A 24,984-nucleotide genomic window follows, 5' to 3' on the forward strand; every position below is an offset into this window, starting at 1 on the left:
GAGCGACCCGGGCGACACGTCCCCTAACCGGTTGAGGGCGAAGGGTTTCCTTCGCCCTCGCCTTCGATTCCGCGTCGAGATGGCGGATCGCGGGCGCACGCTCCGGGAATGAATTCGGAACCATCCCGGCTCCATTCGGTTCCGATGGCCACATCAACGTTTGTGAGTGACCATCGATGCGGAACCTCCGCCTGCTCTTTCTGACCGGCACCATGTTGCCGGCCTTGATCCTATCGGGCCCCCTTGCGGCCAGCCCCGACAGAGGCGGGCCGGGCGTGATGCTGCTCGCCCAAGCGGGTCCGGGAGCCGAGCGCGGCGACCCGCGCGGAGGCGGCGATGCCCCCCGTGGCGGCGCGGCCAGGCCGGAAAGAGCCGAGCGCCCGGAAAGGGCTGAACGCCCCGAGCGCGCAGAACGGCCGGAGAGGGCCGAGCGCCCCGAGAGAGCGGAGCGTCCCGAACGTCCCGAGCCGCGCCAGGAACGGGCTCCGGTTGAGCGGCCCGAGCGCGCAGAGCGTCCCGAGAAGCCCGACCGAGCCCCGGCCGAACGGCCGACCCCTCCGGCCGCGCGCGAGCGCAATCCGGATCCCGCCCCCGCCAAGCCGGCACCGAAGGAGGCTCCGGCCCCGCGCGAGCGTGCCCCGGCCGCTCCCGAGCGCGACGCGACACCCGACCGTCCCGCCCGCCCCGAGCGTGGCGACAGGCCGGACCGGACCGAAAAGCCGGACAGGCCCGACCGCGGCGACAAGCCGGACAGAAGCGCCAAGCCCGAGCGTGGCGAAAGGCCCGATCCGAGCACCAAACCCGAGCGCGGGGACAAGCCCGAGCGTGAGGGCAGGCCGGACCGGAACGAGAAGCCGGACCGGAACGACAAGACCGACCCCGCCCGTCGCGGCGCGCCGGACGCGACTCCAGATGCCAAGAAGCCGGATGCCAAGACACCCGATACCAAAGCCCCCGACGCGAAGCCGGCTCCCAACACCCGGCCGGGCGTTCCGGGTAAGCCCTTCGTCCCGCCGGGTCAGGCGCAGGAGAAGAACGACCGTGACGACAAGCGCGGACCGGACGACCGGCGCGGTGCGGACGACCGGCGCGGGCCGGAAGACAGGCGCGGAGCGGATGACAACCGGCCCGGCGGCGCCAACCGCCCGGCGGCGAGCGACACCGAGCGGCGTGGCGAGATCGAACGACGCGACCGCGAACGCCGCGAGGCGTTCGAGCGCAAGGACGAGCGGGACCGCCGCGACGTCTTCAACCGTCCGGGCCGGCCCGGCTATGTCGAGGGTGGCTTCCGCGGCAACGACGTGCGCAGCTACGACGAGGTCCGTCGTGACCGGCGTGAGTTCAACGAGGGCGGACGCACCTATATCCGCGAGCCCGGCCGCATCATCGTGCGGGATCGTGACAATTACTTCATCCGGCACGACGAGAACGAGCGCTTCCGCTATCTCGACCGCGGCGCCTACCGCAGCGAGCGCCGCGGCGGCGACACGATCACCTATCTCGACCGTCCGGGCGGCATCCAGATCGTCACCGTGGTGGACGATGACGGCCGCCTCGTGCGCCGTTCGCGCCGGTTCCGCGACGGCCGCGAAGTCGTGATCATCGACAACGGCTTCGGCGGTCCCCAGCGTCCGATCTACGAGGACGTGATCGACCTGCCGCCGCCGGACATCCGCATCCCCCGCGACCGCTACGTGGTGAATTACGAGGGCGCCGACGAGCGGCAGGTCTACGAGGCCCTGTCCGCCCCGCCGGTGGTGGCGGTGGACCGCCGCTACACCCTCGATCAGGTGCGCTACAGCCCGCAGCTGCGGGCACGGATGCGCAGCGTCGACATCGACACCATCACCTTCGATACCGGATCGTTCGACGTGACGCCCGACCAGGCCTCGCGGCTCGGCAACATCGCGGCGGCGATCAACCAGGCTGTGAAGGCCAACCCGCAGGAAGTGTTCCTCATCGAGGGCTACACCGATGCGGTGGGCAGCGAGGTCGACAACCTGTCGCTCTCGGATCGCCGCGCCCAGTCGGTGGCGACGGTGCTCAGCCAGAACTTCCAGGTGCCCCCGGAGAACCTCACCACCCAGGGCTACGGTGAGCAATCGCTGAAGGTCAACACCCAGGAGGCCTCGCGCGAGAACCGCCGGGTCACGGTGCGCCGCATCACCCCGCTGATCCAGCAGCAGGGCGAGGCTGCGGAAGCTCCGCCCAAGTAAGCCGGGCAAGTAAGGCGGCTTGGCCGCATTGTCGTGACGTCACGGGCCGCATGTCTCGAAAGAGGGGTGCGGCCCGTGTCGTTCCGTGCTTCTGCAACACTCCCGCGAGCGCGCGACATCGAGGAGACCGGCGACCATGGCCGAGGAGAGCGACCGCCTGATCACGGCCGGGACGCCGATCTTTCGTCGGACCACCCTCGCTCTGTTCGCCGCAGGCTTCTCCACCTTCGCCGTGCTCTACGGCGTCCAGCCGCTGATGCCGGTCTTCGCCGACGAGTTCCATGTCTCGCCGGCGGAGAGCAGCCTGTCGCTGTCGCTCCCCTGCGCGATGCTGGCCCTGGCGCTCCTCGTGGTCAGCCCGCTCTCCGAGGTGTGGGGGCGCAAGCCGATCATGGTCGCCTCCCTCTTCGCCTCGGCGATCCTCACCCTCATCGCCGTGATCGTGCCGAGCTGGCACGGCTTCCTGGCGTTGCGCGCACTCACGGGGTTGGCCGCGAGCGGCCTGCCGGCCGTCGCCATGGCCTATCTCAGCGAGGAGATGGATTCCCGCGCCATCGGCCTGTCCATGGGGCTCCTCATTGGCGGCAACGCCATGGGCGGCATGGTCGGGCGGCTGATCGCCGGCATCATCACCGATCATGCCTCCTGGCGCGTGGGTCTCGGCACCATCGGAATCCTGGCGCTCGTCGCCGCCATCCTGTTCTGGCGCGGCCTGCCGCCGTCGCGGCGCTTTCTCGCCAACCCGATGCGCTGGCGTCAGGTGCCGGGTACGTTCGGCCAGCATTTCCGCGATCCCGGCCTGCCCTGGCTCTTCGCCGAAGCGTTCCTGCTCATGGGCGGCTTCGTCAGCGTCTACAATTACGTGGGCTTCCGCCTGCTCGATCCGCCCTACAACCTCAGCCAGTCGGCCATCGGCGCGATCTTCGTGGTCTATCTCGCCGGCACGTTCAGCTCGGCGGTGACGGGCGAGATCGCGAGCCGGCTCGGGCGGCGCCGGGTGCTGTGGCTCGCGATCCTGCTCGGCCTCGTCGGCATCCTCATGACCCTGTCCGAGCGCCTTCCCCTCATCATCGCGGGGATCGTCGTGGTCACGGTGAGCTTCTTCGGCGCCCATTCGGTGGCGAGTTCCTGGATCGGGCGGCGCGCCCTGCGCGACCGGGCGCAGGCCTCCTCGGTCTATCTGTGCCTGTATTACCTCGGCTCGTCTGTGCTCGGCACGGCGGGGGGCTGGTTCTTCGAACATGCGGGATGGTCGGGGGTCGTCGCCTTCTTCGGCGCCCTCTACGGTCTCGCGCTGGCCATCGCGCTCCGACTTTCGCGCCTGCCCCCCCTCGTTCCGGGTCCATCGTCCGACCCCGACCGTTGACCAGCCCGGTTCGACAGCCCATCTAGGCGCTCGTCGTCGCTCACCGGAGCGACAGGCGAGCGATCGCCGCAAACTTGGAAGTCCGGCACGCTTGGTCCAAGCGGCTCCGGCTTACGGAACCGAACGTGTTCGAGCTCGCCGTCGCCGTCGCCCTGATCGCCCTCAACGGGGCCTTCGCGCTGTCCGAACTCGCCGTCGTCTCGTCGCGGAAGTCCCGGCTGCGGATGATGGTGGAGGCGCGCCGGCCCGGTGCCCAGGCGGCACTGACCCTCGCCGAAGATCCGGGACGTTTCCTCTCCGCCGTCCAGATCGGCATCACCCTCGTCGGCATCCTGTCCGGCGCCGTCTCCGGCGCGGCGCTCGGCGAACGCCTCACCGAGATCCTGTTCGAGGCGGGCCTGTCGAAACCCGTGGCCGATCCCCTCGGCTACGGGATCGTCATCGCCATCATCACCTATCTGTCGGTGATCATCGGCGAACTCGTGCCCAAGCACGTGGCCCTGCGCGACCCTGAGGGCATCGCCTGTTTCGTCGCCCGGCCGATGCGGCTGATCTCGCGGATCGCGCTTCCGGCGGTCTGGCTCCTCGACGCCTCGACCCGCGCGGTGTTCCGGCTGGTCGGCCAGGAAGCCTCCAGCGCCAGCGCGGTGACCGAAGAGGAGATCCGCACCATCGTGGCGGAGGCCGAGACGGCGGGGGTGATCGAGACCGACGAGCGCAAGATGATCGCCGGCGTGCTGCGCCTCGGCGACCGCGCCGTGCGGGGCGTCATGACCCCGCGCACCGACGTGCACTGGATCGACCTCGACAAGGCGCCGGAGGAGATCCGCGCCATGCTGGTCTCGAGCCCGCATTCGCGCATCCCGGTCGGCGAGGGCAATCCGGACAACATGCTCGGCGTGGTGCAGGTGCGCGAACTGGTCAAAGCGCTCATCGAGAACGAACGGTTCGACCTGCGCGCCTATATCCGCAGCGCCCCGGTGCTCCCCGACACCCTCGACGCCCTCGACGCGCTCACCGCCCTTCAGGCGGCCGACGTTCCGATGGCGCTCGTCCACGACGAGTACGGCCATTTCGACGGGCTCGTGACCCCGGCCGACATCCTCGACGCCATCGCGGGCGCGTTCCATTCGGAGGATTCCGAGCCCGAGGCGGTGCAGCGCCAGGACGGGTCCTGGCTCATCGCCGGCTGGATGCCGGTGGACGAGATGGCCGACCAGCTCGGCATCAAGCTCGAATCGAGCCGCGACTACGAGACCGCCGCCGGCCTCGTCATCGCCAAGCTGCAGCGCCTGCCGGAGACCGGCGAGACCTGCGACATCGCCGGCTGGCGCTTCGAGGTGGTGGATCTCGACGGGCGCCGGGTGGACAAGATCCTGGTGTCGCGGATCGCCTGAGCTTCCCCCGGGAAGCGGGCGCCCTCAGGCATAGCGCTTGGCCCCCGCCACACAGAGAACCACGAGGCCGGTGACGGCCAGCATGCTCGGGGCCACGGGCTCGTGGAGCAGCAGGCCCGCGAGAGCCAGGCCGAAGAACGGCTGCAGCAGCTGGAGCTGCCCGACGCCGGCGATCCCGCCCAGGGCCAGCCCGCGATACCAGAACACGAACCCCACCAGCATGCTGAAGACCGAGACATAGGCGAGGCCGATCCAGGCCGGCAGGCCGATGCCGCTCCAGGCCGGGGGCAGGTTCACGAGGGCGATGGCGGCCATGAGCGGCAGGGACAGAGCCAGAGCCCAGGAGATCACCTGCCATCCCCCGAGCCGGCGCGACAGGGTCGCGCCCTCCGCGTAGCCGAGGCCGCAGAGCACGATCGCGGCCACCATCAGGAGGTCGCCCGTGAGCGAGCCGCCCCCGCTTTGGAACAGCGCGAAGCCCGCCACCGTGAGGCTGCCGATGCCGGAGAACAGCCAGAAGGCCGGGCTTGGACGCTCTCCGCCCCGGATCACGCCGAAGATGGCGGTGGCGAGCGGCAGCAGGCCGATGAACACGATGGAATGAGCCGACGTGATGTGCTGGAGCGCCAGCGCCGTTAGGAGAGGGAAACCGACGACGACACCCAGGCCCACGATGGCCAGCGGCGCGAGATCGGATCTTTCGGGACGCTTCTGCCGCAGGGCGAACAGCATCGCTGCGCCGAGCAGGGCGGCGATCACCGCGCGCGCCGAGGTCAGGAAGAGGGGTGAAAAACCGCCGACCGCCACCCGCGTCGCCGGCAGCGAGGCGCTGAAGATGATGACGCCCAGGAGGCCGCTGCCCCATCCCGCCGTGATCCGTTGCATCGCTTCGTCCCACACCGATCGGACCGCCAGACCGGAGAGGTCTCGGCGCGGACGCCTTGACAACCATCCGGCACTCATGCCGTCAAATGCTTGACCCGTCGCTGTCCATGCGAAACAGGCATGATGAATCCGGCCCATCTCGATCTTTTTCGCGCCGTCCTCCGCCATGGCGGGATGACGCGGGCCGCTGCCGCCCTCGGCATCGGGCAACCCCATGTCAGCCGCGCGATGGCGCAGCTCGAGGCCGATCTCGGCTTCGCGCTGTTCGTGCGCGGCCATGGCAGCGCTCTGCCGACGCAGGAGGGTGAGGCTTTCGCCCGCGAGGTGGAGCGGACCTATGCGGGGCTCGACCACCTGTCCCAGGCGGCCCGCCAGATCCGCGACCTCGGCACGGGGCCGCTGCGCATCGCCTGCCAACCATCCCTGGCCTCACGGCTGCTGCCGCGGGCGATCCGGCGGTTGAGCGAGGAATCACCGGGCATCCGGGTCGCAGTCCATGTGCCGGCGCCGGAGACGATCTGGTCCTGGGCCGCCTCCGGTCAATGCGATCTCGGCCTGGTGCGGCCCCGCTCCGGCTATGCGGGCGTGATCTGCGAGCCCTTCCTCGCCATCGATGCGGTCTGCGCCCTGCCCCGGGGGCATTCCCTCGCGGCCAGGCGGGCGATCGGGGTGAGCGATCTCGCCGACGAGCCCCTGATCGCGGGCGGAACCGGGGTGTTCCAGCAGGCGATCGAGGCGGCCTTCGCGGCGGCCGGCATCGTCCCGCGCTTCGGCCTCATGGCGCAATATACGTCCGCGCGCTGCGGCCTCGTGGCCGAAGGGCTCGGTATCGCCATCGTCGATCCCCTTCCCGCCCGCGCGCTCGCGAACCTACCCATCGTGCTGCGACCGTTCCGGCCGCGCCTGCCCATCGAGACGATGCTGATCCGCCCGGCGGGCCGACCGCCGGGCCAGGCGGCGGAACGGCTCGTGGGACATCTCCTCCGGGAACGGGACGCGCTCTTGCCGAAGGCGGCGGGCGGAGGCGACTGAACCCGAGCCGCGCCGGATCGGGACGGAGCCACCGGGCTGAAGACACTCGGCGCGACGGAACGCTTCGCCTCCTTGCAGGCTCCCCCATGAGCGACCCCATATCGAAAGCTTAGCTCGGTGACGTTCGCCCGAACGACAAGATCCCTCGTGTCAGATTCAAGTCACGACACATCTCGGCCTTGATATCCGGCACAATCCTGCCGGTTTAAGCAGTGCTTCCTCCGCACTTGCTTGATCGTAATGGCGGGCGACAGATCGATTGCCCACACATGCGCGCTTAAGCTTATCTTTAGACGATCTCTTGTAACCTTGCTTCGCATTCTGCTGCGCCTGAGCGCATATCAATCCGGGGTTCGAGATGAAGGTCGTCAGGCAAGCCAGCGTGATGCTGAAGATCGCCATCCCGCTGGCCCTGATGGGACTGATGGCGGTCGGGCTGGTGGCCTATTCGCGCACGGCCCTGAACAGCGTCGCCGAACAGACAAAATATTATGCCGACGTTCTCACAGTCCGCCAGGAGACTTATCTGCGGGCTCAGTTCAAACTCGCGGAAGCGGCCCTCCTGAGCCGCAACATCCTGCTGGAGAAGCAGCCCGAAAAGATTATCGATTACAAGACACGGTATGAACAGGCCGCCAAGACGACGATCGAGCATATAGACAGGCTGATCCTCCTGGCCGAAACCCCCGAACGTCGCAAGATCGGCCAGGATGTCCGGCAAATGGCCGAAGCGTATTTCGTCATCCTGCATCGTGCGACGGCGCTCGCTCTGGAGAACGAGATCGCCAAGGCGCTGCAGGTCGTGCAGCAGGAAGGCCAGCCGGCACGGACGAAGCTGAACGCGTTCATCGAGCAGCGCACCCAGCGAATCACGGAGGAAATGCAGGCGGGAAAGCGAGCATTGGAAGCCGAGGTCGCCGACACCATCCAGCGCCTGATCGCCATCGCGGCCATCGGCCTCACCGCCGCCGCGATCCTGGCCGGCCTCATCGTCACGTTCGGCATCACCCGCCCGCTGGGCCATCTCGTTTCGGTCCTGCAGCGGATGGCGCAGGGCGACATCGACGCCGAGATCGAGGAGGCCAAGCGCGGAGACGAGATCGGCGCCGTGGGCAAGGCCGTGGAAGAGATCAAGGCCATGGTCGCCCGGAAAGCCGCCGAGGAAGCCGACATCCGGCGCATCGCCGACGACGCCGCACAGGCGGAACGGAAGCGCACGATGATCGCGATGGCCGACAGCTTCGAAGGCGCCGTGGGCGGCATCATCGAGATGGTGTCGGCCTCAGCCACCGAACTCCAGGCCACCGCCCAGACCATGACCTCCACCGCCACGCAGACGGCGAGCCAATCCATGACCGTGGCGGCCGCCGCCGAGGAAGCCGCCACCAACGTCAACACCGTCGCGGCGGCGGCGGAAGAGCTCGGCGTCTCCGTGCAGGAGATCGGACGGCAGGTCAGCGGGTCGGCCGATCTCGCCCAGGGCGCCGTGACGGAAGCCGACCGGACGGCGGCCCTGGTGCAGGCCCTGTCCCAGGCGGCCTCCCGCGTCGGCGACGTCGTCGGACTGATCTCGAACATCGCCGCGCAGACCAACCTTCTCGCCCTCAATGCCACCATCGAGGCAGCACGCGCGGGAGAGGCCGGCCGAGGCTTCGCCGTGGTGGCCACGGAGGTGAAGGAACTGGCCAGCCAGACAGCGCGGGCCACGGACGAGATCTCCAGCCAGATCGCCCAGATCCAGGGTGCCACCGGCGAGGCGGTGTCGGCCATCGCCTCCATCACGTCCCGCATCCGCGAGATCGATTCGGTGGCGACCACCATCGCCGCGGCGGTGGAGCAGCAGGGGGCCGCGACCCAGGAGATCGTCCGCAACGTCGCCCAGGCCGCGACGGGAACGAGCGAAGTGACGAGCAACATCTCGGGCGTCGCGGGGGCCGCCGAAGAGACGGGGGCAGCCGCATCCCAGGTGCTCGGCTCGGCGGGCGAGCTCTCTCGCCAATCCGAGCACCTGAACGTCGAGGTGCGCCGCTTCCTCGCCAGCGTAAGAGCGGCCTGAGGCCGTCTCCGGCCGCTGCATTCGGTGTCCGGCGAGTGCGGGTCCCCTCCCTTTGGAAGGAGAGGGAGCCTGCTCCGGCCATACTGACCGAAGCGATCGACCGGAGGGGGTATGAGGCCGGCCGGCATCGGTCCGAGACCGGCCGACGATGAGGACGACCATCGGTCGGGATCAGCGCCGTTTGGTCTGAAAAGCGGGATCCGCTTTTCGGGCCGAGGCCGTCAGTCTCGACCGCCGAGCCGCGCCGCCACGATGTCCCGGCCGATGAGGGGCAGCAGGCCCGAGAGGTCCGGCCCGTGCTCCAGCCCTGTCACCGCGAGGCGGAGGGGCATGAACAGGGCCTTGCCCTTGGCGCCGGTCCGCTCCTTCACCGCATTGGTCCAGGCCTTCCAGGTCTGGCCGTCCCAGGGCTCGGGCGGCAGCACGTCCAGGGCGGCGGCGGCGAAGCCCGCATCCGCGATGACCGGCGTCACCTGCCCGGCCACGATCCGCCACCATTCGGCGGCGTCCCCGACCTTGGTGAGGTTGGGCTGGATCACCGTCCAGAACGCCTCCGCGCGCGCCTCCGGGATGCCCAGGGCGAGGAGGCGTTCGCGCGCCTCGTCATAGGGCATGGCGTGGATCAGGCGTGCATTGAGCCCGTCGAGCTCCTGCGGGTCGAACTTCGCCGGCGCCCGCGAGATGTGGGAGAGATCGACCAGGGCGGCGAGGTCGTCGAGGCCCGGCACCGCGCGCACCGCCTCGGCCGAGCCGGTGAGCACGGCGAGCGAGCGCACGGCGCCGGGCTCGTAGCCCGCCTCGCGCAGGCCCCTCAGCGAGAGGTGGCCGAGCCGCTTCGACAGGCCTTCGCCGTCGGCGGTGGTGAGCAGGTTGTGGTGGCCGAAGATCGGCACCGGCTGATCCAGGGCCTCGAAGATCTGCACCTGCACGCCGGTATTGGTGACGTGGTCCTCGCCGCGGATCACATGGGTGATCCCCATCTCGGCATCGTCCACCACGGAGGGCAGCGTGTAGAGGTAGCTGCCATCGGCGCGGATCAGCACCGGGTCCGAGAGGGAGGCGCAATCCACATGCGCCGGCCCGCGCACGAGATCGTCCCAGGCGACGGTGCGGGCATCGAGCTTGAAGCGCCAATGCGGCGTGCGCCCCTCGGCCTCCAAAGCCGCGCGCTCGTCATCGCTGAGGCCGAGCGCCGCCCGGTCGTAGATCGGCGGCTGGCCCCGTCCGAGCTGCCGCCGGCGGCGACGCTCGAGTTCCTCCTGGGTCTCGTAGCAGGGATAGAGCCGGCCCGCCGCCTTCAGGCGCTCGGCCGCCGCATCGTGGATGGCGGAGCGGTCCGACTGGCGAACGAAGAGATCGGGCACGATGCCGAGCCAGGCGAGGTCCTCCTCGATGGCTTTGGCGAATTCCTCCGTCGATCGCTCCCGGTCGGTGTCGTCGAGGCGCAGCAGGAAACGCCCGCCCCGCGCCCGCGCGAACAGGGCGTTCAGCAGCGCCGGGCGGGCGTTGCCGATATGGAGGAAGCCCGTGGGCGAGGGAGCGAAGCGGACGAGGGGGGCGGATGTCATGCCCGCCCTCTAGCCGATTTTCGAGTGTCTGGGGACTGTCGGCCCCGAGAGACTGTCAGTTCAGACGAGCCCGTCAGCTCCAGGCGTGGAACGGCGGATTGACCCCGTTGAGGGCGTGGTTGCCGATGATCGCGTATTTCCAGCGCACCGGGTCATGGAGGGTGTGGGTGCGGGCGTTGCGCCAGTGCCGGTCGAGGTTGCTCTCGGCGAGCGTCGAGCGAGTGCCGGCGAGCTCGAACAGCTTGCTGCTCGCCTGCACGGCGATCTCGGTGGTGAGCACCTTCGATTCGGCCACGGCGAGCTGGGCGGCGGCGACCGTCTCCGCGCTCGGGTTGGCCACCGCCTCGTCCAGCGCGAGGCCGGCCCTGTCGAGGATGGCCTCGGCCGCATGGAGCCGGATCGTCAGCTCGCCGATGGCCTGGATCGTGTAGGGGTCGTCGGAGGCGCGGTCCTGGCCGCTATCGACCCAGGGGCGGGTCTTGGTGCGCACGAACGCGATGGTGTCGTCGATGGCCTCGCGGGCGATGCCGGCATCCACCGCCGCCTGGATGATCTGGAAGATCGCCCCGTCGGAGCGCGGTTGCTCGTAGCCCTTCCAGGCCGGCACGAGATGGGTCTTGGGCACCCGGACGTCGTCGATGAGGACGGTGCCGCTCGCCGTGGTCCGCTGGCCGAAAGCGGACCAGTCGTCGATAACGGTGAGGCCGGGCGCGCTCCTGTCGGCGATGGCGTACCAGGCGCGGCCCTCGCCATCGAGGGCGACGATGGGGACGAGATGGGCGAGGAGCGCGCCCGTGGAATAGAACTTCTTGCCGCGCACGATGACGTGGTCGCCGTCATCGACGAAATGGGTCTTGAAGTCGGTGGCGCGCGGGGTGCCGATCTCCGAGAAGGCGTTGCCGAAGCGGGTGCCTTTGAGAACCTCGCCGAACAGCAGCGCCTGCTGATCGGGGTCGGACACCGTGCGGATCGCCGCCACGATGCCGAGATGGTTCTGAGAGATCTGGCCGATCGAGGGATCCGCCGCCGAGATGATGGCAACGACCTGCGCCAGGGTCTTGTAGGAGACCTCCGGCCCGCCGAAGGCCTTGGGCACGTTGATCGACCAGAGCCCGCTCTGCGAGAACGCGTCGAGCTCGGCATAGGGCCGCCGGTTGGTCCGGTCGCGTTCGGACGCGCCCTCGCGGAACTCCCTGGCGAGGCCATGGGCGACGCGGATCGCCTCGGCATCGTCGCGGATGACATGGGCGGGGGATGCCGGACGGGGAACCGGCGGCGCGCCCCGGGCGGTTTCGAGCGACTGGGCGCTGACGGCGATGTTCATGGATGGCTCCGAAGTCGAAGGGTGTCGCGCGGCGGCTCGCGCACTCTCCTCCCCCTTGTGGGGAGGAGTTGGAGGTGGGGGTGGCCCCGAAGATGTCGCGCCATATCCGGCACCACCCCCACCCTCGATCCCTCCCCACAAGGGGGAGGGAGGAGCGTTGCGTCAGCTCAGGCGGCCTCGGCCCGGCGCTCGCGCGCGGCCTCCAGCGCCCTCACCTTCGGGATGATGTGGGCACCGAAATAAGCGACGTCCTCCTGGAAGTGCAGGAAGGCGAGGAGCGCGAGGTCGACGCCGGCATCCTTCAGGGCGACGATGCGCTCGGCGATCTGGTCGGGCGTCCCGATCAGGTTGGTCTTGAAGCCGTCATTGTACTGGACGAGATCCTCGAAGCTCGATTTCGCCCAGTTGCCCTCCCCTTCCGGGGAGGCCTTGCCGGCGTTCTTCACCTCGTGGCCGAAGGCCTTCACCGCATCGGGATCGGCGTTGTCGAGGATCTCCTGGAGGACCGCGCGGGCCTCTTCCTCGGTGTCGCGGGCGATGACGAAGGCGTTGACGCCGACCTTCACCGAATGCCCGTTGGCCGAGGCCTTGGCCTGGATGTCGTCCACCTGCGCCCGGATGCCCTCCGGCGTGTTGCCGTTGGTGAAGTACCAATCGGAGACGCGGGCCGCCATGTCGCGCGCGGCGCGGGAGGAGCCGCCCTGGAAGATCTCGGGCTGCGGGTCGGCCGGCTTCGGCTTCAGGGTGTAGTTGGTGTAGCGGTAGAAATCGCCGCGGAAGGTGAAGTCGTCCTGGGTCCAGATCCCGCGCAGGGAGCGGATGAACTCCTCGGAGCGGCGATAACGCTCGTCATGGTCGAGCCAGGGCTCGCCGATGGCGCGGAACTCGCCGGAGAACCAGCCCGACACGACGTTGATGGCGATGCGCCCGTTGGTGAGCTGGCTGATCGTGGCGATCTGCTTGGCGGCGATGGTCGGGTTCCATGGGCCGGGCAGGAGCGCGGCGATGACCTTGAGCTTCGTGGTCACCGCCAGCAGGGCGTGGCTGAACGCCACCGATTCGTGCTGGAACTCGGCCCCGTAACCGGCGGTGAAGCGAATCTGCGTCAGGGCGTAGTCGAACCCCGCCGCCTCCGCGATCTGGGCGAGCTTGCGGTTGTAGTCGGCATCCCAGCTGGTGCGCTGCTCGATCTTGCTGATGACGAGGCCGCCGGACACGTTGGGCACCCAATAGGCGAAACGGATCGGCTCCGGGGCGAAATGGTTCGGGAGAGTCATGCATCTATCCGCGAATTCGAGACATCGTGCGGCCCAGTCGACGCCGCGACCGCAAGTGAATACATTATGATATCAAGCACACGACGAAGTTAAGCTTGCGTTGTAGCTTTGGTGTGCCGAATGTCTTACGAAGACGGGGCATAGTCAAAGGAAGAGAAATACTTTTTCTTGCGCCATGTCGGGACAATCTTCCGGCAAACCGGCCTCGAACGACACGATCGTGTTCCGGCAGGACCGGGATCGGCGGGGGCGCGGCATCTCGGACGGGCCGGTCCGCGAGATTTTCCCGGGCGTCGACCTTTCCCGGTCACCGGAGCCTCCCGCACGGCGGCAAACGGCCCTAGCTATCGATGCGCCAGCGATGGTAATCCCCGCACTCGGAGGGCTTCACACACTCCCGGTCACGGTCGTTTCTCGCGCGGAGCACGATTGCGCAGGGGAGTCGTGTGAGAGACGCTCGATGGTGACGGATACGGGCTCGGCCCCGCCCCGAACGGGGCATGGCGGGGCATCTCGGATGACAGGTGGAACCCAGGCGATGACCGGCTTCGACGCTTCGACCTCTCCTTTCGCCGGACCGTCCTTGCCGCGTCCGTCATCACAACTCGTCACCGTCTTCGGCGGCTCCGGCTTCCTCGGGCGCCATGTGGTGCGGGCGCTGGCCAAGCGCGGCTATCGCATCCGCGTCGCCGTCCGCCGCCCCGACCTCGCGCTCTTCCTGCAGCCGCTGGGCAAGGTCGGGCAGATCGTCGCCGTCCAGGCGAACCTGCGCTACCCCGACTCCATCGCCCGGGCGGTGGAGGGTGCCGACGTGGTGGTGAACCTCGTGGGCATCCTGCAGGAGAGCGGCAAGCAGAGCTTCCTGGGCCTCCAGGCCGAGGGGGCGGGCGAGATCGCTCGCGCGGCGGCCAGCGTCGGCGCGCCGGTCGTCCATGTCTCGGCCATCGGGGCGGACGAGACGTCCGGGTCCGAATACGCCCGCTCCAAGGCCTTGGGCGAGGCGAACGTCCTGGCCGCCCAGCCCCGCTCCGTGATCCTGCGCCCCTCCCTGGTCTTCGGCCCCGGCGACAGCTTCTTCAACCGCTTCGCGTCGCTCGCCCGCGTGCTCCCGGTCCTGCCCCTGGCCGGCGCCGGCACGCGCTTCCAGCCGGTCTTCGTCGGCGACGTGGCCGAGGCGGTCGCCCGCGCGGTGGACGGACAGGCCGAGGCGGGCCGGGTGTTCGAACTCGGCGGTCCCGAAATCGAGACCCTCGACGCCCTCGTCCGCTACATGCTCAAGACCACCATGCGCCGCCGCCTCGTGGTCGACCTGCCCAAGCCCCTCGCCATGCTGCAGGCCCGTGTGATCGAGACCGTGGACACCCTGAGCCTCGGCCTTCTGCCGGACAGCCTCAAGCTCACGCGCGACCAGGTCACCCTGCTGCAGACCGACAACGTGGTCTCGGAGGCGGCCAAGGCCGAGGGGCGGACCCTCGACGGCCTCGGCATCCTGCCCACCGCCATGGCGGCCGTCGTGCCGAGCTATCTCTGGACCTTCCGCAAGGCCGGCCAGTTCGCCAAGGAGACGATCACCATCTCCGAAGAGGAGGCGGCGGAGCCGTCATCCCCGCCGGTCACCCGGCCGAGCGGTCCTCCGATCGGCCCCGACGCGACGGCCCCGAGCCGGATGGGCGTGCGGTGGGGGACGCGGGGCTGAGGCGGGCCGCGATCAACCGATCCGCTTGCGCACATCCGGTCCGGCCAGGGCGACCTTGCGGCTCAACCCCTTGTGGACATGGACCATCAGGGCGATGCCGAAGAGCGGCGTCAGCAGGTTGAGGACGGGGACCACCATCAGGCCCGCCAGCATGGCGCCGGCGGTCATGGTGGTCAGGCCGAAATGCCGGCGCATGGCGCCCGCTTCCTGCATGGGCCGGAAGCGCCCGGCGGCGAGTTCGAAATACTCGCGCCCGAGGAGGTAGGTGTTGGCGAGGAAGAACGCCACGAGGTTCACGCCCGGCACGAAGAACAGGATCAGCGCCACGAGGTTCACCAACAGGGCGAGGCCCGCGAAGTGCAGGGCGTAGAGCATCGCCGATCCGATCGGCAGAGCCGTGCCCGGCGCGTCTTGGGGAAAGTCGGTGCGCTCCACGATGGCGGCGGCATCGTCCAGGAAATAGCCCGCCACCAGGATCGAGACCGCCGGCATGACGTAGGCGAGGCCGATGAACAGGCCGGCGCCGGCGAAGAACACCGCCAGGGTATCGAGGAACGGGTAGCTCGCCGACAGGTGATGGTTGGCCAGAAACCAGTCGATCGCCTTGGTGAGGCCGGCCCAGATCAGGACGAGGAGCCCGAGGGTCAGGGCCAGCGACTTCCACAGGATGGCGCGCAGAGGCGGCGAGAGCACCTGCTTGACCGCAGCGAAGGCCGCCTGAATGAGCATGGCGCCCGAATCCTTGAGTTCCGCGCGAGGGCGGGCGAGCCCCCGTCCGGGAGCCGCCGTCAGCGCCGGGTTCTGGCGGCGCCGGCGTTGCGGCGCAACCCCGGCCGGCCGTGCCGCGCTGAACCTTTTTGCCGCTGCCGCGCGTTCCTGCAAGAGATCGGCGACGTTTGAGGACGTGCGATCCCTTCTCCCGTAACCGTCGGTAGAGAATCGCGGGTCACTCTACCGGCCCTCGGCCCTTCACGACCCGCCTTACCGGATGCCTGCCCACCGCATGATCCCGACATCCCGTCCCGCCCACGCGCATTTCCGGCCGAGCATCGCCCCGCGCCTCGCGCCTCTGCCCGACCACGCAGATGTGATCGTCGTCGGCGCGGGTGCCGCCGGGATCGCCGCGGCGCGGACCCTCACGGAACGCGGCGTCTCCGTGGCCGTGCTGGAGGCGCGCGACAGGGTCGGCGGACGGCTGATCACCACGATGCTGCGGGGCCATCCGGTGGATCTCGGCGGGCACTGGCTCCATGCCGGCCCGATCAACCCGCTGGTGCGCCTGGGCGAGATTCGGGGCGAACCCTTGAGGATCGCCGCGCAGGAGGGGCATCTGTTCGTATCGGGGCGGAAGGGGCGCCCGGCCGAGGCCGCCGCCCATGCCCGCGCCTTCTCGGTGGCCGATCGCGCCCTGACCACCCAGGCCGGGTTCGGCGGCCCCGACCGCCCGGCTTCGAGCGCGCTCCCGCCCGGCCTCGGCCCCTGGGCCGAGCGCATCGCCCTCGTCCACGGCCTCGTGTCGGGTCGCCCCCTGACGGACGTCTCACTCCATGATTTTCCCAGCATGGAATACGGCGACAACCGTTTCATCGCCGGCGGCTTCGGCGGCTATCTCGCCCGCCTGGCGCAGGGGCTGCCCATCGCGCTGAACTCGCCGGTGGTGCGCATCGACTGGTCGGGGACGGGCGTCACCGTCGAAACGGCGGACGGATCGGTGCGGCGGGCCAAGGCGGTGATCGTCACGATCCCGATGATGGTGCTGCGCGCCGCGCCGCTCTTCACCCCTTCCCTGCCGCCGGAGACGCGCGCGGCCATCGATGGATTCTCCAGCGGGATCTACGAGCACGCCGTGCTGCACTGGCCCTCCGCGCCCTTCCTCGGTCGCGACCGCCTCGCCGCCCTGGTCGGCGGACGCCACAAGCCCCCCGGACTGCTCACCCGGGTGGACGGGACGCCGTTCCACTTCTTCGAGCTCGACACGCCGATGATCCGGGCCCTCGACGCACGGGACCGGCACCCGGATACCACCCGCCGACTGGTCCGCGCCGTCCTGGCGGAGCATCTCGGTCACCGCGCCCTGCACGATCTTGCCATTCCGGCGATCAGCGAATGGCGCCACGACCCCTGGTCGCTCGGCTCATGGGCCGTGGTCCCACCCGGACATGCGCCGGCACGCGGACAGCTTCAGGCCCCGCTGGCGGACAAGATCTGGTTCGCCGGAGAGGCGCTGTCGCGCCTGCAATGGGGAACCGCCGGAGGCGCCTATCAAGAGGGCATGAGAGCGGGCACGGAGGTTGCAACTCAAATTTTTTGAGATCGCCCTTTGGTAGAAATGTAGTTTTTCTAACCAACAGGTTCATTTGTACTCTCGAATTTACACTTGAGGATGCAATTAATTTTCTCTCCACTTTTGCAACATAGGTTGTCTCTGTGGGTATCGGTGGGATTTCGGGCGTTGCGCGAATGCTAGATGGGACAGTACTCCTTATAACGGATCGGCCCGACAGCAGTGAATTGTTGCGACACGAGCTGAGCCTCGTGGCGGACTGCAAGGTCATGAGATTCGATGCGGCAATGGACTTGAAGTCGGTGCCCATCGGTGCGGTGTCGGATGTGACCCTCGACCGGCGCGACGCCGCCTCCGCCATGCGCCGGGCCTTCGCGCGGTTGAGGATCGCGGACGTTCCCGTCATCTGCCTCCTTCGGAACATGAGCGAGATCGGCATGCGCAATGCCAGGAATCTCGGTGCGACCTGCTGCCTCTCGGCTCTGACGAACCCCGTCATGGTCGCCCGCACGATGATGACGCAGGTGATCCAGGACCGCGCCGAGAGGCCGGCCCGGAGCATCGAGCGCGGCGTGGCTCGGGCCACCGAAGTCCTGACCCGCCTGTTCGACGTGGCGCGGTCGAACGATCCGGTCTCCCTGACGCGGGTCGATGCCAGCCTCGAACCGATCATCGCGGCGGTTCGCGAAGGTGGGTTGACCCGTTGGCTCGACCGGGTCTGGACGCATGACGACGCCACCTACCAGCATTGCCTGCTGGTGGCGGGCGTGGCCGCCAAGTTCTCGCTTCACCTCGGCTTCTCGGCCAGCGACCGCCATCACTTCGTCCGCGCCGCCTTGCTCCACGACATTGGGAAAGCCCGGATTCCGCTGGAGATCCTCAACAAGCCTGGCCGGCTCGACGATGGCGAGATGGCGATCATGCGCACGCATCCGGTCATCGGCTACGAGAAGCTGAAGGAGTCCGGCTGCGATGCCCTCACCCTCGGCGCGGTTCGGCATCACCACGAGATGCTCGACGGTTCGGGCTATCCCGACCGCCTCAGCGGGGATTCCATCGGCGATACCGTGCGGCTGATGACGATCTGCGACATCTACTCGGCGCTGACCGAGAAACGCGCCTACAAGCCGGCCATGCCGAACGCCGTCGCCATGGCGATCCTCTCGGACATGAAGGGTCGGCTGGAGGACAGGCTGGTCCAGTCCTTCGGCGAGGCCATGGGGAACGGCTCGTGACGACGCCGAAACGGATCCCGGACGCGGCTCGGGACAGGGCGAAGGTCAGCCGAAGCCGCCTCGCTTGAGCCGCATCACGGTCCGATCCAGCGCGCCGAGATAGGCGGAGCGGTCCCGCGCCGAGAAGGGTCGCGGGCCGGCCGTGACCGTGCCCGCCTCGCGCAGATCCTGCATCAGGTTGCGGGTGGCCAGAGCGAGACCGATCCCGCTCTCGCTGAAGGGCTTTCCGTTGGGTGCCAGGACCTCGGCGCCCGCCTTCACGCAGCGGCTGGCGAGCGGCACGTCCGAGGTGACGACGACCGAACCCGGTCTCGCCCGTTCCGCGATCCAGTCGTCGGCGGCGTCGAAACCGTCGCTGACGACGACGCGCTCGATCCAGGGCTCGCGCGGCAGGGTGATGAAGCTGTTCGCCACCACGTAGACATGCAGGCCGTAGCGGCCGGCGACCCGGTAGGTCTCGTCCTTCACCGGGCAGGCATCGGCATCGATGAAGACGACGATCGAACGGTCGGCGGCCGGCTCGTTCATGCGGACGCCGCCAAGGGCACGGCCGAGGGCGCGGTCACGGTCCGTCCGCCCTCGCTCACCTCGAGCGCCGGAGCCGTGCGCTCCAGGGTCGAGACCGCGAGGGGCTGGCCCCGGCCGCGCAGGGCATGGGCGCCGAGCGAGCGGGCATGAATACCCTCGGGCAGGCGCGGCAGGCGTGCGAGGAGATCATCCGAGATCAGGATCTCGGTGCCCAGGGGCCGGCACAGGGCCTCGATCCGCGAGGTCACGTTCACCGTGTCGCCGAAATACGCGATCTTGTGCCGGTCGACCCCGACTTCCGCCGTGACGATGGAGCCGCCATGCAGCGCCGCCCGCAGGCGGGGCACCACACCGAAACGGGCTTGCCAGGCCGCTGCCTCGGCCTCGATCCTGTCGAGGACGTCGAACACGCAGGCGACGCAGCGGGCGTCCTTGAGGCCCCGCTCCATCGGCCAGGTGATCATGGCCATGTCGCCGATGTAATCGTCGGTGGAGCCGTGATTGCGGCGCACGGGCTCGGCGAGGGCGGCGAAGACCGCGCCGAGATAGGCCTGGGCCTTGAGGTCGCCATGGGTCTCGGCGAAGGCGGTGGAGCCGACGACGTCGAGGAAGAGGAAGATGCGGTCCTCGCGCACCGGCCGATGATAGCGGCCGACGAGGAAGTTCACGAACACCTCGCCGCCGATGAGATCGCGCATGCGGATGACGAAGACGAGCATCGCCGACACCGCCAGCGAATAGGCGAGGACCCGCGGGGTGATCTTGACGGCGTCCCTGAGCGCGTCCCCGGTCAGGCCGAGTGCCCAGACGACGAGGCCGCCGAGCGCGATGCCGCTGGCGATCATCAGGACATAGGCGAGCTCGGCCGTGAGCACGTAGATCTTGGCCGGCAACTGGCGCAGGCGCGCCTGAAGGCCGCCGAAGATCAGTCCACGGTCGAAGGCGAGGGTGGTCGACCCCACCGCGAGGCCATAGATCACCCCGGCCAGCGGCGAGGCACCGTTGGCGAACAGCAGGTCGTAGAGGAGCCCGGCGCCGCTGCAGGCGACGAGAATGAGGATCCAGAACCAGCGGTGCGGCGGCAGCATCAGACACCACCCCGGTCTGGCTCGTCACGAAGACGATGGCGTCGCGCGGGGAGAAGCAAGGCGTGGCATCCTTCGGAAGGCCATCGTCGGAGGGCGCGGACGAGGAACCGCGCCGAGACGACCGGCCCACCCTGAACAACGGTCCATGATGGCGCGATTAAGGCCATGGGCCGTTAAGCCTGCCCTCGAAATTCATTGACCGCCCGGAAGACCGTGAGATCTCCGTAACCGGGTACGCTTTAGGCTCGTTGTCAGACAGGCAGCCCTCACCGCTGCAATGCGGCTCAACCGCTTCAGAAGGCGCGCATCGCGATGAGCATGACCAGTGCGAACTCAGACCCGACCGCTTCCGGGACGCCGGCCATACGCCCGCTGGTCGCCCCGCGCGACATCCGCGCCATCGCGCGCGACCTCGGCTATTCGCCCGACTGGAACTGGAGCTGGGAGAACTACAAGAACACGATCGTCGCCCTCACCAACGAGTACGGCCTTCGCGACCATCTCGAGATCGGCGGCGGGCGCGACCCGGTCTTCCAGCCCCCGGAACTGGTCCGGCATGGCATCAAGGTGACGATCAACGACATCTCGCAGAAGGAGCTCGACCTCGCGCCGCCCGAATTCGCGAAACTCTGCTGCGACATCGCCTCGCCCTCCACCATCGACGCTATCGGCCGCAACCGGTTCGACTTCGCCTATTGCTCGATGGTGATGGAGCATGTGCCGGACGTGGCGCAGATGTGGCGCAACATCCATGGCCTCCTCGCGCCGGGCGGCGCGGCATTGAGCTTCTTTCCCACCCTGTTCGCCCCGCCCTTCGTCGCCAACCAGCTCATGCCGGAGGCCCTGTCGCGCGCCGTGCTCCACACCCTGTTCCCGGACCGCAGGGACGATGGCGGCAACCCGAAATTCCCGGCGCATTACAATTACTGCCGGGGCAGCGAGGCGGTGATCGTGCCGCTCCTGAAGGAGATCGGCTTTCGCGAGATCGTCGTGCTGCCGTTCTACGGCTACAGCTACTTCCACAAGCTGCCCGGCCTGCGCCAGATCGACGACGCGTTCACCCGCCTCGCCCGGAGCCGGGACTGGCGGACCTTCACGAGCTTCGCCTTCGTCATCGCCCGTAAATGACCATCACCCGGTCCGATGCGGTCATGAATGTCATCATCGTCGCCGATCACGCCTTCATCAACGGCGGGCAGGCGAAGGTCGCCATCGAGAGCGCGCTGGGCCTCGCCGGGCGTGGCCATCGGGTCGTGTTCTTCGCAGCCGTCGGCCCGGCCGATCCGCGTCTCGCGGCCGCCGACATCGCGGTGATCGTGCTTGGCCAGACCGACGTGGCGCTCACCACCTCGCTCGCCAGTTTCGGCGTGCAATGGCTCTGGAACCGGCCGGCGGCGCTCCGCCTCCAAGCGCTCCTCTCCGGCTACGATCCGGAAGACAGCGTCGTCCACGTCCATGGCTGGGCCAAGGCCCTGTCGCCCTCCATCGGACCGGTGCTGAAGGCGACGAGGGTGCCGGTGGTGTTCACCATGCACGAATACTATCTCGCCTGCCCCAATGGCGGCTTCTACGATTACCCGATCTCGGCCGCCTGCCACCGGACCCCGCTCTCGCCCGCCTGCATCGCCTACAATTGCGATTCCCGGAGCTACGCCCGCAAACTGATGCGGGTCGGCCGTCATGCGTTGATGCGGGGGTCGGGGCTGGTGGGCAGCGCGGCCACCGTCATCACCATCAGCCGGCTGCAGAAGACCGTTCTCGCCCCCTACCTGCCGAAACGGACGCGCTATTTCGAGGTCTCGAACCCGGTCGACGCGGAGCCCCTCGGGCGGAAGGCGGATCGGCCGCTGGGCGACATCGTCTTCGTCGGGCGGGTCTCGCCCGAGAAGGGCGCGAACGTCTTCGCCGAGGCCGCCCGCCTCGCCGGGCAGACGGCCGTCTTCGTCGGCGACGGCCCGCAGCGGGCGCAGCTGGAGTCGGACTATCCGGAGGCCCGCTTCCTCGGCTGGAAGAACCCGGCCGAGGTCAAGGCGCTCATGCGCGCGGCCCGCGCCCTCGTCTTCCCCTCGGTCTGGTACGAGGGCCAGCCCCTCACCGTGCTCGAATCCCTGGCGGCGGGGACGCCGGTGATCGTCAGCGACATCTGCGCCGGACGGGAAGCGGTGGAGGACGGCGTCAACGGTCTCTGGTTCGCGTCCGGCAAACCGGATTCCCTCGCCGCCGCCCTCATGCGTCTTTCCGACGACGCGGAGGCGCGCCGGATGTCGGATGCGGCCTACGACCTGTTCTGGGCCGATCCGCTGACCCTCGACCGGCATCTCGACGGGATCGAGGCGGTCTACCGAAGCAGCCTCGCTTACGCGCGCTCCCCCTCGACCATCCTGGCCATCCACGCCTGAACCGCCGTGACGTCGGCCTGGCCGAGCCCGTGCCCCGCCGGCTGGATGTCGTGCGCCACATCCGCCCCGGCCCGGCCGAGGATTCCGGCGAGACGCGCGGCGTTCTCGGCCGGCACGATCGGATCGGCCATGCCCGACAGCATCAGCACGGGCGTGCCGGTCAGGTCGGGAACGGGCGGTTCCGCCAGCGGCATCATCGGCCGGAGCAGCGCCGCTCCCGCCAGCACGCCCGGATGGAGCAGGAGAAGGGCGGCGGCGATGTTGGCGCCGTTGGAGAAGCCGAGCGCCACCGGTGCGGCGATGCCGTAAGCCTCACGGGCCTCCGCGATGAAATCCGCGAGCTCCCGCGCACGGCGCCGGAGGTCGGCCTCGTCGAAGACCCCCTCGGCGAGACGCCGGAAGAAGCGCGGCATGCCGTTCTCCGGGACGGGTCCGCGCGGCGACAGCAGGGCGGAGCCCGGCGAGACGGCGCGACCCAGGGGCAGCAGGTCGCTCTCGTCGCCGCCGGTGCCGTGGAGCAGCAGGAGCGGAGGCGAGCCGGCCACGGTCGCGGGCTCGAAACGGTGAGTGAAGGACAGCTTGGTCATGACGGCCTCGCGAAGAGTGCGTGGGAACCGCCCCTCCTCGCGGAGGGGCGGCCGTGTCAGGCGATGACGGGGAGAACCTCCTCGATCCGCGCGCGGTGCGCTTCGAGGAAGGCGGGGAGCTTGAGCGCCTCGCCCAGGGCCTCGGCCGGCTCGTCGACGGCAAAACCCGGGATGTCGGTGGCGATCTCGAACAGCACACCGCCGGGCTCGCGGAAGTAGACCGAGCGGAAATAGGCGCGGTCGCGCTGCTCGGTCACCTGCAGGCCGTGGGTGCCGGTGAGATCGGCCACCATGGCGGCCTGCTCGGCATCGTCCTTCGCCCGGAAGGCGATGTGATGGACCGAGCCGGCTCCGGGCCGTCCGCGCAGGAACTCGCCCACCGCCCGGAGGGTGACGAACCCGCCGAGAGCACCGCCATTGGCGTAGCGGGTCATCGCCCCGTCGCGTCCGGCCTCGGAAAAGCCGAACACCCCGGTGAGGATCCGCGCCGTCGGCTCCGCCTCTTTGAGGAGCAGGGTGACGCCGTGGAAGCCCCGGATGGCGTGCTCGGCCGGAACCTCGGCACCGGTCCGGGAAGACGCCCCCTCGGTGGCGTCGTCGACCCCGACCAGGGCCAGCACCATCCCGTCGGGATCGCGCAGGCGGAGGACCGGCTCGCCGAAGAGCTGAACCAGGGCGTCATGGTCGACGCCCTTCTCGATCAGCCTGTGAGTCCACCAGCCGATGGAGGCGCGGGGAACGCGGAAGGCGGTCTCCTGCGTCTCGCCGATCCCGACCCGTCCCCGCGCGGCATGGGCGACGGGAAAGAACGTCAGGATCGTGCCGGGCCGTCCGGCCTCGTCGCCGTAATAGAGGTGATAGGTCGAGGGATCGTCGAAATTGACGGTCTTCTTCACCAGGCGCAGGCCGAGGACGCGCCGGTAGAAATCGAGGTTGCGCTGGATGTCGCCGGCATAGGCGGTGACGTGGTGCAGGCCGTTATCGGACATGGTCGTGTCTCCCGGACGCGCTGGCCGGTGGATGGCCACCGCGCCGCTTCGTGATGACGACAATCTGGGGCTTGGCATGCCGCATGAAAACAGAAACGATGGAAACCTATCGTTTCTGGAAATGCGCCTATGAAACTGCCGGATTTCGAAGCCTGGGCGATCTTCGCCAAAGTCGCGGAGACGGGTGCGTTCGGGCGGGCGGCGGATGAACTCGGCCTGTCGAAGGCCACGGTCTCCAAGGCGATCACCCGCCTCGAAGGCCGGATCGGCGGCCGCCTGTTCCATCGGACCTCACGCAAGATCGCCCTGACGGAACTTGGCCATGCGGCGCGGGAGGGGGCCGCGCGCATCCTCGCGGAGGGTGAAGCGGCGGAAGCCCAGGCCACGGCCTCGTCATCGGTTCCGCGCGGCATGGTGAGGCTCGCCGCCCCCATGTCGTTCGGGATCCTCCACGTCGCCCCGATCCTTCCGGATTTCCTGGGCCAGTATCCGGAAGTCTCGGTGGATCTCCATCTCAGCGATGCGTTGGTCGATCTCGTGGGCGGGGGCTTCGATATCGGCCTGCGCATCGCCGCGCTGGCGGATTCCTCCCTGCGGGCGCGGCGCCTCTGCCTCGTGAACCGCGCCCTCGTGGCATCGCCGGAGTATCTCGACCGGCATGGCCGGCCGGAGCATCCGCGCGACCTCGCCCGCCATCCCTGCCTCGGCTACGCCTACCTGCCGAGCCCGGACCGCTGGATCTTCACCAGCCGCGAGGGCGAGGAAGCGGCCATCGTCCCTGCCGGGCCGCTGCGGGCCAACAATGCCGACGCCCTGACCCCCGCCCTTCGCGCCGGGCTCGGTCTCGCCGTCCAGCCGGATTTCATGGTCTGGGAGGATCTTCGGGCCGGGCGGCTCGAACGGGTGCTGCACGGTTGGGACCTGCCGCCCATCGCCCTGCATCTGGTCACGCCGCCGGGCGACCCGCGCCCCGCCCGCGTCCTCGCACTCATTGCCTTCCTGGCGGCCCGGTTCGCGGCGGCCCCCTGGTCGAACGGAGCCGCCGTACAGCCCTGAG

The 24,984-nt window shown here is 69.0% G+C and carries 20 protein-coding genes; 11 read left to right on the forward strand and 9 right to left on the reverse strand.

What is annotated here, in order from left to right; translation table 11 throughout:
* Window positions 1–176: 176 nt before the first annotated feature.
* The 3 genes from ASF08_RS17220 to ASF08_RS17230 all read left to right on the forward strand — a co-directional run bounded on the left by ASF08_RS17220 (window position 177) and on the right by ASF08_RS17230 (window position 4,979).
* Window positions 177–2,216, forward strand: a complete 2,040-nt coding sequence (locus ASF08_RS17220) for an OmpA family protein (protein ID WP_056147588.1) — start codon at window positions 177–179, stop codon at window positions 2,214–2,216.
* Between the two features lie 136 nt (window positions 2,217–2,352).
* A complete protein-coding gene (locus tag ASF08_RS17225; RefSeq protein ID WP_056147591.1) occupies window positions 2,353–3,582 on the forward strand; it encodes an MFS transporter in 1,230 nt (409 codons plus the stop codon).
* Between the two features lie 125 nt (window positions 3,583–3,707).
* Window positions 3,708–4,979, forward strand: a complete 1,272-nt coding sequence (locus ASF08_RS17230; RefSeq protein WP_018041881.1) for a hemolysin family protein — start codon at window positions 3,708–3,710, stop codon at window positions 4,977–4,979.
* Between the two features lie 24 nt (window positions 4,980–5,003).
* Here ASF08_RS17230 and ASF08_RS17235 read toward each other — a convergent pair whose 3' ends face one another.
* Window positions 5,004–5,864: a DMT family transporter gene (locus ASF08_RS17235; protein ID WP_056147594.1), complete on the reverse strand. Its 861-nt coding sequence runs from the start codon at window positions 5,862–5,864 to the stop codon at window positions 5,004–5,006.
* A gap of 120 nt (window positions 5,865–5,984) precedes the next feature.
* Here ASF08_RS17235 and ASF08_RS17240 point away from each other — a divergent pair, with 120 nt between their 5' ends.
* Together ASF08_RS17240 and ASF08_RS17245 are read left to right on the forward strand one after the other, a co-directional pair.
* On the forward strand, window positions 5,985–6,896 hold the full coding sequence (locus ASF08_RS17240; protein ID WP_056147604.1) for a LysR family transcriptional regulator: 912 nt from the start codon (window positions 5,985–5,987) through the stop codon (window positions 6,894–6,896).
* 358 nt (window positions 6,897–7,254) lie between these two features.
* The gene (locus tag ASF08_RS17245; protein ID WP_056147607.1) at window positions 7,255–8,952 is read left to right on the forward strand and encodes a methyl-accepting chemotaxis protein; all 1,698 of its coding nucleotides are present in this window, start codon (window positions 7,255–7,257) and stop codon (window positions 8,950–8,952) included.
* A 221-nt stretch (window positions 8,953–9,173) separates the two neighbouring features.
* Here the strand turns inward: ASF08_RS17245 and gltX are convergent, their stop codons facing one another.
* The 3 genes from gltX to sfnG all read right to left on the reverse strand — a co-directional run bounded on the left by gltX (window position 9,174) and on the right by sfnG (window position 13,121).
* A complete protein-coding gene (gene gltX / locus ASF08_RS17250; protein WP_056147608.1) occupies window positions 9,174–10,520 on the reverse strand; it encodes a glutamate--tRNA ligase in 1,347 nt (448 codons plus the stop codon).
* 73 nt (window positions 10,521–10,593) lie between these two features.
* Window positions 10,594–11,844 carry an SfnB family sulfur acquisition oxidoreductase gene (locus tag ASF08_RS17255; protein WP_056147610.1) on the reverse strand — a complete coding sequence of 417 codons (1,251 nt, stop codon included), beginning with the start codon at window positions 11,842–11,844 and terminating at the stop codon, window positions 10,594–10,596.
* A gap of 167 nt (window positions 11,845–12,011) precedes the next feature.
* On the reverse strand, window positions 12,012–13,121 hold the full coding sequence (gene sfnG, locus ASF08_RS17260) for a dimethylsulfone monooxygenase SfnG (RefSeq protein WP_056147613.1): 1,110 nt from the start codon (window positions 13,119–13,121) through the stop codon (window positions 12,012–12,014).
* 538 nt (window positions 13,122–13,659) lie between these two features.
* Here sfnG and ASF08_RS17265 point away from each other — a divergent pair.
* Window positions 13,660–14,817, forward strand: a complete 1,158-nt coding sequence (locus ASF08_RS17265; RefSeq protein ID WP_056147617.1) for a complex I NDUFA9 subunit family protein — start codon at window positions 13,660–13,662, stop codon at window positions 14,815–14,817.
* A 12-nt stretch (window positions 14,818–14,829) separates the two neighbouring features.
* Here ASF08_RS17265 and ASF08_RS17270 read toward each other — a convergent pair whose 3' ends face one another.
* On the reverse strand, window positions 14,830–15,546 hold the full coding sequence (locus tag ASF08_RS17270) for a sulfate transporter family protein (protein WP_056147622.1): 717 nt from the start codon (window positions 15,544–15,546) through the stop codon (window positions 14,830–14,832).
* Window positions 15,547–15,820: 274 nt separating this feature from the next.
* On the opposite strand from ASF08_RS17270, the gene ASF08_RS17275 reads away from it, so the two are divergent.
* Together ASF08_RS17275 and ASF08_RS17280 are read left to right on the forward strand one after the other, a co-directional pair.
* Window positions 15,821–17,128 (forward strand): flavin monoamine oxidase family protein, encoded by a 1,308-nt coding sequence (locus ASF08_RS17275; RefSeq protein ID WP_056147624.1) that lies wholly within the window; start codon window positions 15,821–15,823, stop codon window positions 17,126–17,128.
* A gap of 260 nt (window positions 17,129–17,388) precedes the next feature.
* On the forward strand, window positions 17,389–18,336 hold the full coding sequence (locus tag ASF08_RS17280) for an HD-GYP domain-containing protein (protein ID WP_238254195.1): 948 nt from the start codon (window positions 17,389–17,391) through the stop codon (window positions 18,334–18,336).
* A 45-nt stretch (window positions 18,337–18,381) separates the two neighbouring features.
* On the opposite strand, the gene ASF08_RS17285 is transcribed toward ASF08_RS17280, so the two are convergent.
* Together ASF08_RS17285 and ASF08_RS17290 are read right to left on the reverse strand one after the other, a co-directional pair.
* Window positions 18,382–18,864, reverse strand: coding sequence for a YaiI/YqxD family protein (locus tag ASF08_RS17285; RefSeq protein ID WP_056147630.1), 483 nt, complete (start codon window positions 18,862–18,864; stop codon window positions 18,382–18,384).
* Window positions 18,861–19,952, reverse strand: a complete 1,092-nt coding sequence (locus ASF08_RS17290; RefSeq protein WP_018041868.1) for an adenylate/guanylate cyclase domain-containing protein — start codon at window positions 19,950–19,952, stop codon at window positions 18,861–18,863. The genes ASF08_RS17285 and ASF08_RS17290 overlap by 4 nt, the downstream gene beginning before the upstream one ends.
* A gap of 312 nt (window positions 19,953–20,264) precedes the next feature.
* On the opposite strand from ASF08_RS17290, the gene ASF08_RS17295 reads away from it, so the two are divergent.
* On the forward strand, window positions 20,265–21,080 hold the full coding sequence (locus ASF08_RS17295; RefSeq protein WP_056147633.1) for a class I SAM-dependent methyltransferase: 816 nt from the start codon (window positions 20,265–20,267) through the stop codon (window positions 21,078–21,080).
* A gap of 23 nt (window positions 21,081–21,103) precedes the next feature.
* On the forward strand, window positions 21,104–22,351 hold the full coding sequence (locus ASF08_RS17300; RefSeq protein ID WP_056147932.1) for a glycosyltransferase family 4 protein: 1,248 nt from the start codon (window positions 21,104–21,106) through the stop codon (window positions 22,349–22,351).
* On the opposite strand, the gene ASF08_RS17305 is transcribed toward ASF08_RS17300, so the two are convergent.
* Together ASF08_RS17305 and ASF08_RS17310 are read right to left on the reverse strand one after the other, a co-directional pair.
* Window positions 22,309–22,938 carry an alpha/beta hydrolase gene (locus ASF08_RS17305; protein WP_018041865.1) on the reverse strand — a complete coding sequence of 210 codons (630 nt, stop codon included), beginning with the start codon at window positions 22,936–22,938 and terminating at the stop codon, window positions 22,309–22,311. The two genes, ASF08_RS17300 and ASF08_RS17305, sit on opposite strands and share 43 nt — an antisense overlap.
* Window positions 22,939–22,994: 56 nt before the next feature.
* Entirely contained in the window at window positions 22,995–23,927 is a 933-nt protein-coding gene (locus ASF08_RS17310; protein ID WP_018041864.1) for a ring-cleaving dioxygenase, read from the reverse strand.
* Window positions 23,928–24,056: 129 nt separating this feature from the next.
* Here ASF08_RS17310 and ASF08_RS17315 point away from each other — a divergent pair, with 129 nt between their 5' ends.
* Complete coding sequence (locus tag ASF08_RS17315) at window positions 24,057–24,983, forward strand: LysR family transcriptional regulator (RefSeq protein WP_056147636.1); 927 nt, start codon at window positions 24,057–24,059, stop codon at window positions 24,981–24,983.
* The last annotated feature ends 1 nt before the right edge of the window (window position 24,984 follow it).

The organism is Methylobacterium sp. Leaf85, assembly GCF_001422125.1.
Taxonomy (GTDB): domain Bacteria; phylum Pseudomonadota; class Alphaproteobacteria; order Rhizobiales; family Beijerinckiaceae; genus Methylobacterium; species Methylobacterium bullatum.

Coding starts and splice junctions, on each gene's coding strand:
- ASF08_RS17220 (WP_056147588.1), top strand. CDS start 177: ATGCGGAACCTCCGCCTGCTCTTTCTGACCGGCACCATGTTGCCGGCC.
- ASF08_RS17225 (WP_056147591.1), top strand. CDS start 2,353: ATGGCCGAGGAGAGCGACCGCCTGATCACGGCCGGGACGCCGATCTTT.
- ASF08_RS17235 (WP_056147594.1), bottom strand. CDS start 5,864: ATGCAACGGATCACGGCGGGATGGGGCAGCGGCCTCCTGGGCGTCATC.
- ASF08_RS17240 (WP_056147604.1), top strand. CDS start 5,985: ATGATGAATCCGGCCCATCTCGATCTTTTTCGCGCCGTCCTCCGCCAT.
- ASF08_RS17245 (WP_056147607.1), top strand. CDS start 7,255: ATGAAGGTCGTCAGGCAAGCCAGCGTGATGCTGAAGATCGCCATCCCG.
- gltX (WP_056147608.1), bottom strand. CDS start 10,520: ATGACATCCGCCCCCCTCGTCCGCTTCGCTCCCTCGCCCACGGGCTTC.
- ASF08_RS17255 (WP_056147610.1), bottom strand. CDS start 11,844: ATGAACATCGCCGTCAGCGCCCAGTCGCTCGAAACCGCCCGGGGCGCG.
- sfnG (WP_056147613.1), bottom strand. CDS start 13,121: ATGACTCTCCCGAACCATTTCGCCCCGGAGCCGATCCGTTTCGCCTAT.
- ASF08_RS17265 (WP_056147617.1), top strand. CDS start 13,660: ATGACCGGCTTCGACGCTTCGACCTCTCCTTTCGCCGGACCGTCCTTG.
- ASF08_RS17270 (WP_056147622.1), bottom strand. CDS start 15,546: ATGCTCATTCAGGCGGCCTTCGCTGCGGTCAAGCAGGTGCTCTCGCCG.
- ASF08_RS17275 (WP_056147624.1), top strand. CDS start 15,821: ATGATCCCGACATCCCGTCCCGCCCACGCGCATTTCCGGCCGAGCATC.
- ASF08_RS17280 (WP_238254195.1), top strand. CDS start 17,389: ATGGACTTGAAGTCGGTGCCCATCGGTGCGGTGTCGGATGTGACCCTC.
- ASF08_RS17285 (WP_056147630.1), bottom strand. CDS start 18,864: ATGAACGAGCCGGCCGCCGACCGTTCGATCGTCGTCTTCATCGATGCC.
- ASF08_RS17290 (WP_018041868.1), bottom strand. CDS start 19,952: ATGCTGCCGCCGCACCGCTGGTTCTGGATCCTCATTCTCGTCGCCTGC.
- ASF08_RS17295 (WP_056147633.1), top strand. CDS start 20,265: ATGAGCATGACCAGTGCGAACTCAGACCCGACCGCTTCCGGGACGCCG.
- ASF08_RS17300 (WP_056147932.1), top strand. CDS start 21,104: ATGAATGTCATCATCGTCGCCGATCACGCCTTCATCAACGGCGGGCAG.
- ASF08_RS17305 (WP_018041865.1), bottom strand. CDS start 22,938: ATGACCAAGCTGTCCTTCACTCACCGTTTCGAGCCCGCGACCGTGGCC.
- ASF08_RS17310 (WP_018041864.1), bottom strand. CDS start 23,927: ATGTCCGATAACGGCCTGCACCACGTCACCGCCTATGCCGGCGACATC.
- ASF08_RS17315 (WP_056147636.1), top strand. CDS start 24,057: ATGAAACTGCCGGATTTCGAAGCCTGGGCGATCTTCGCCAAAGTCGCG.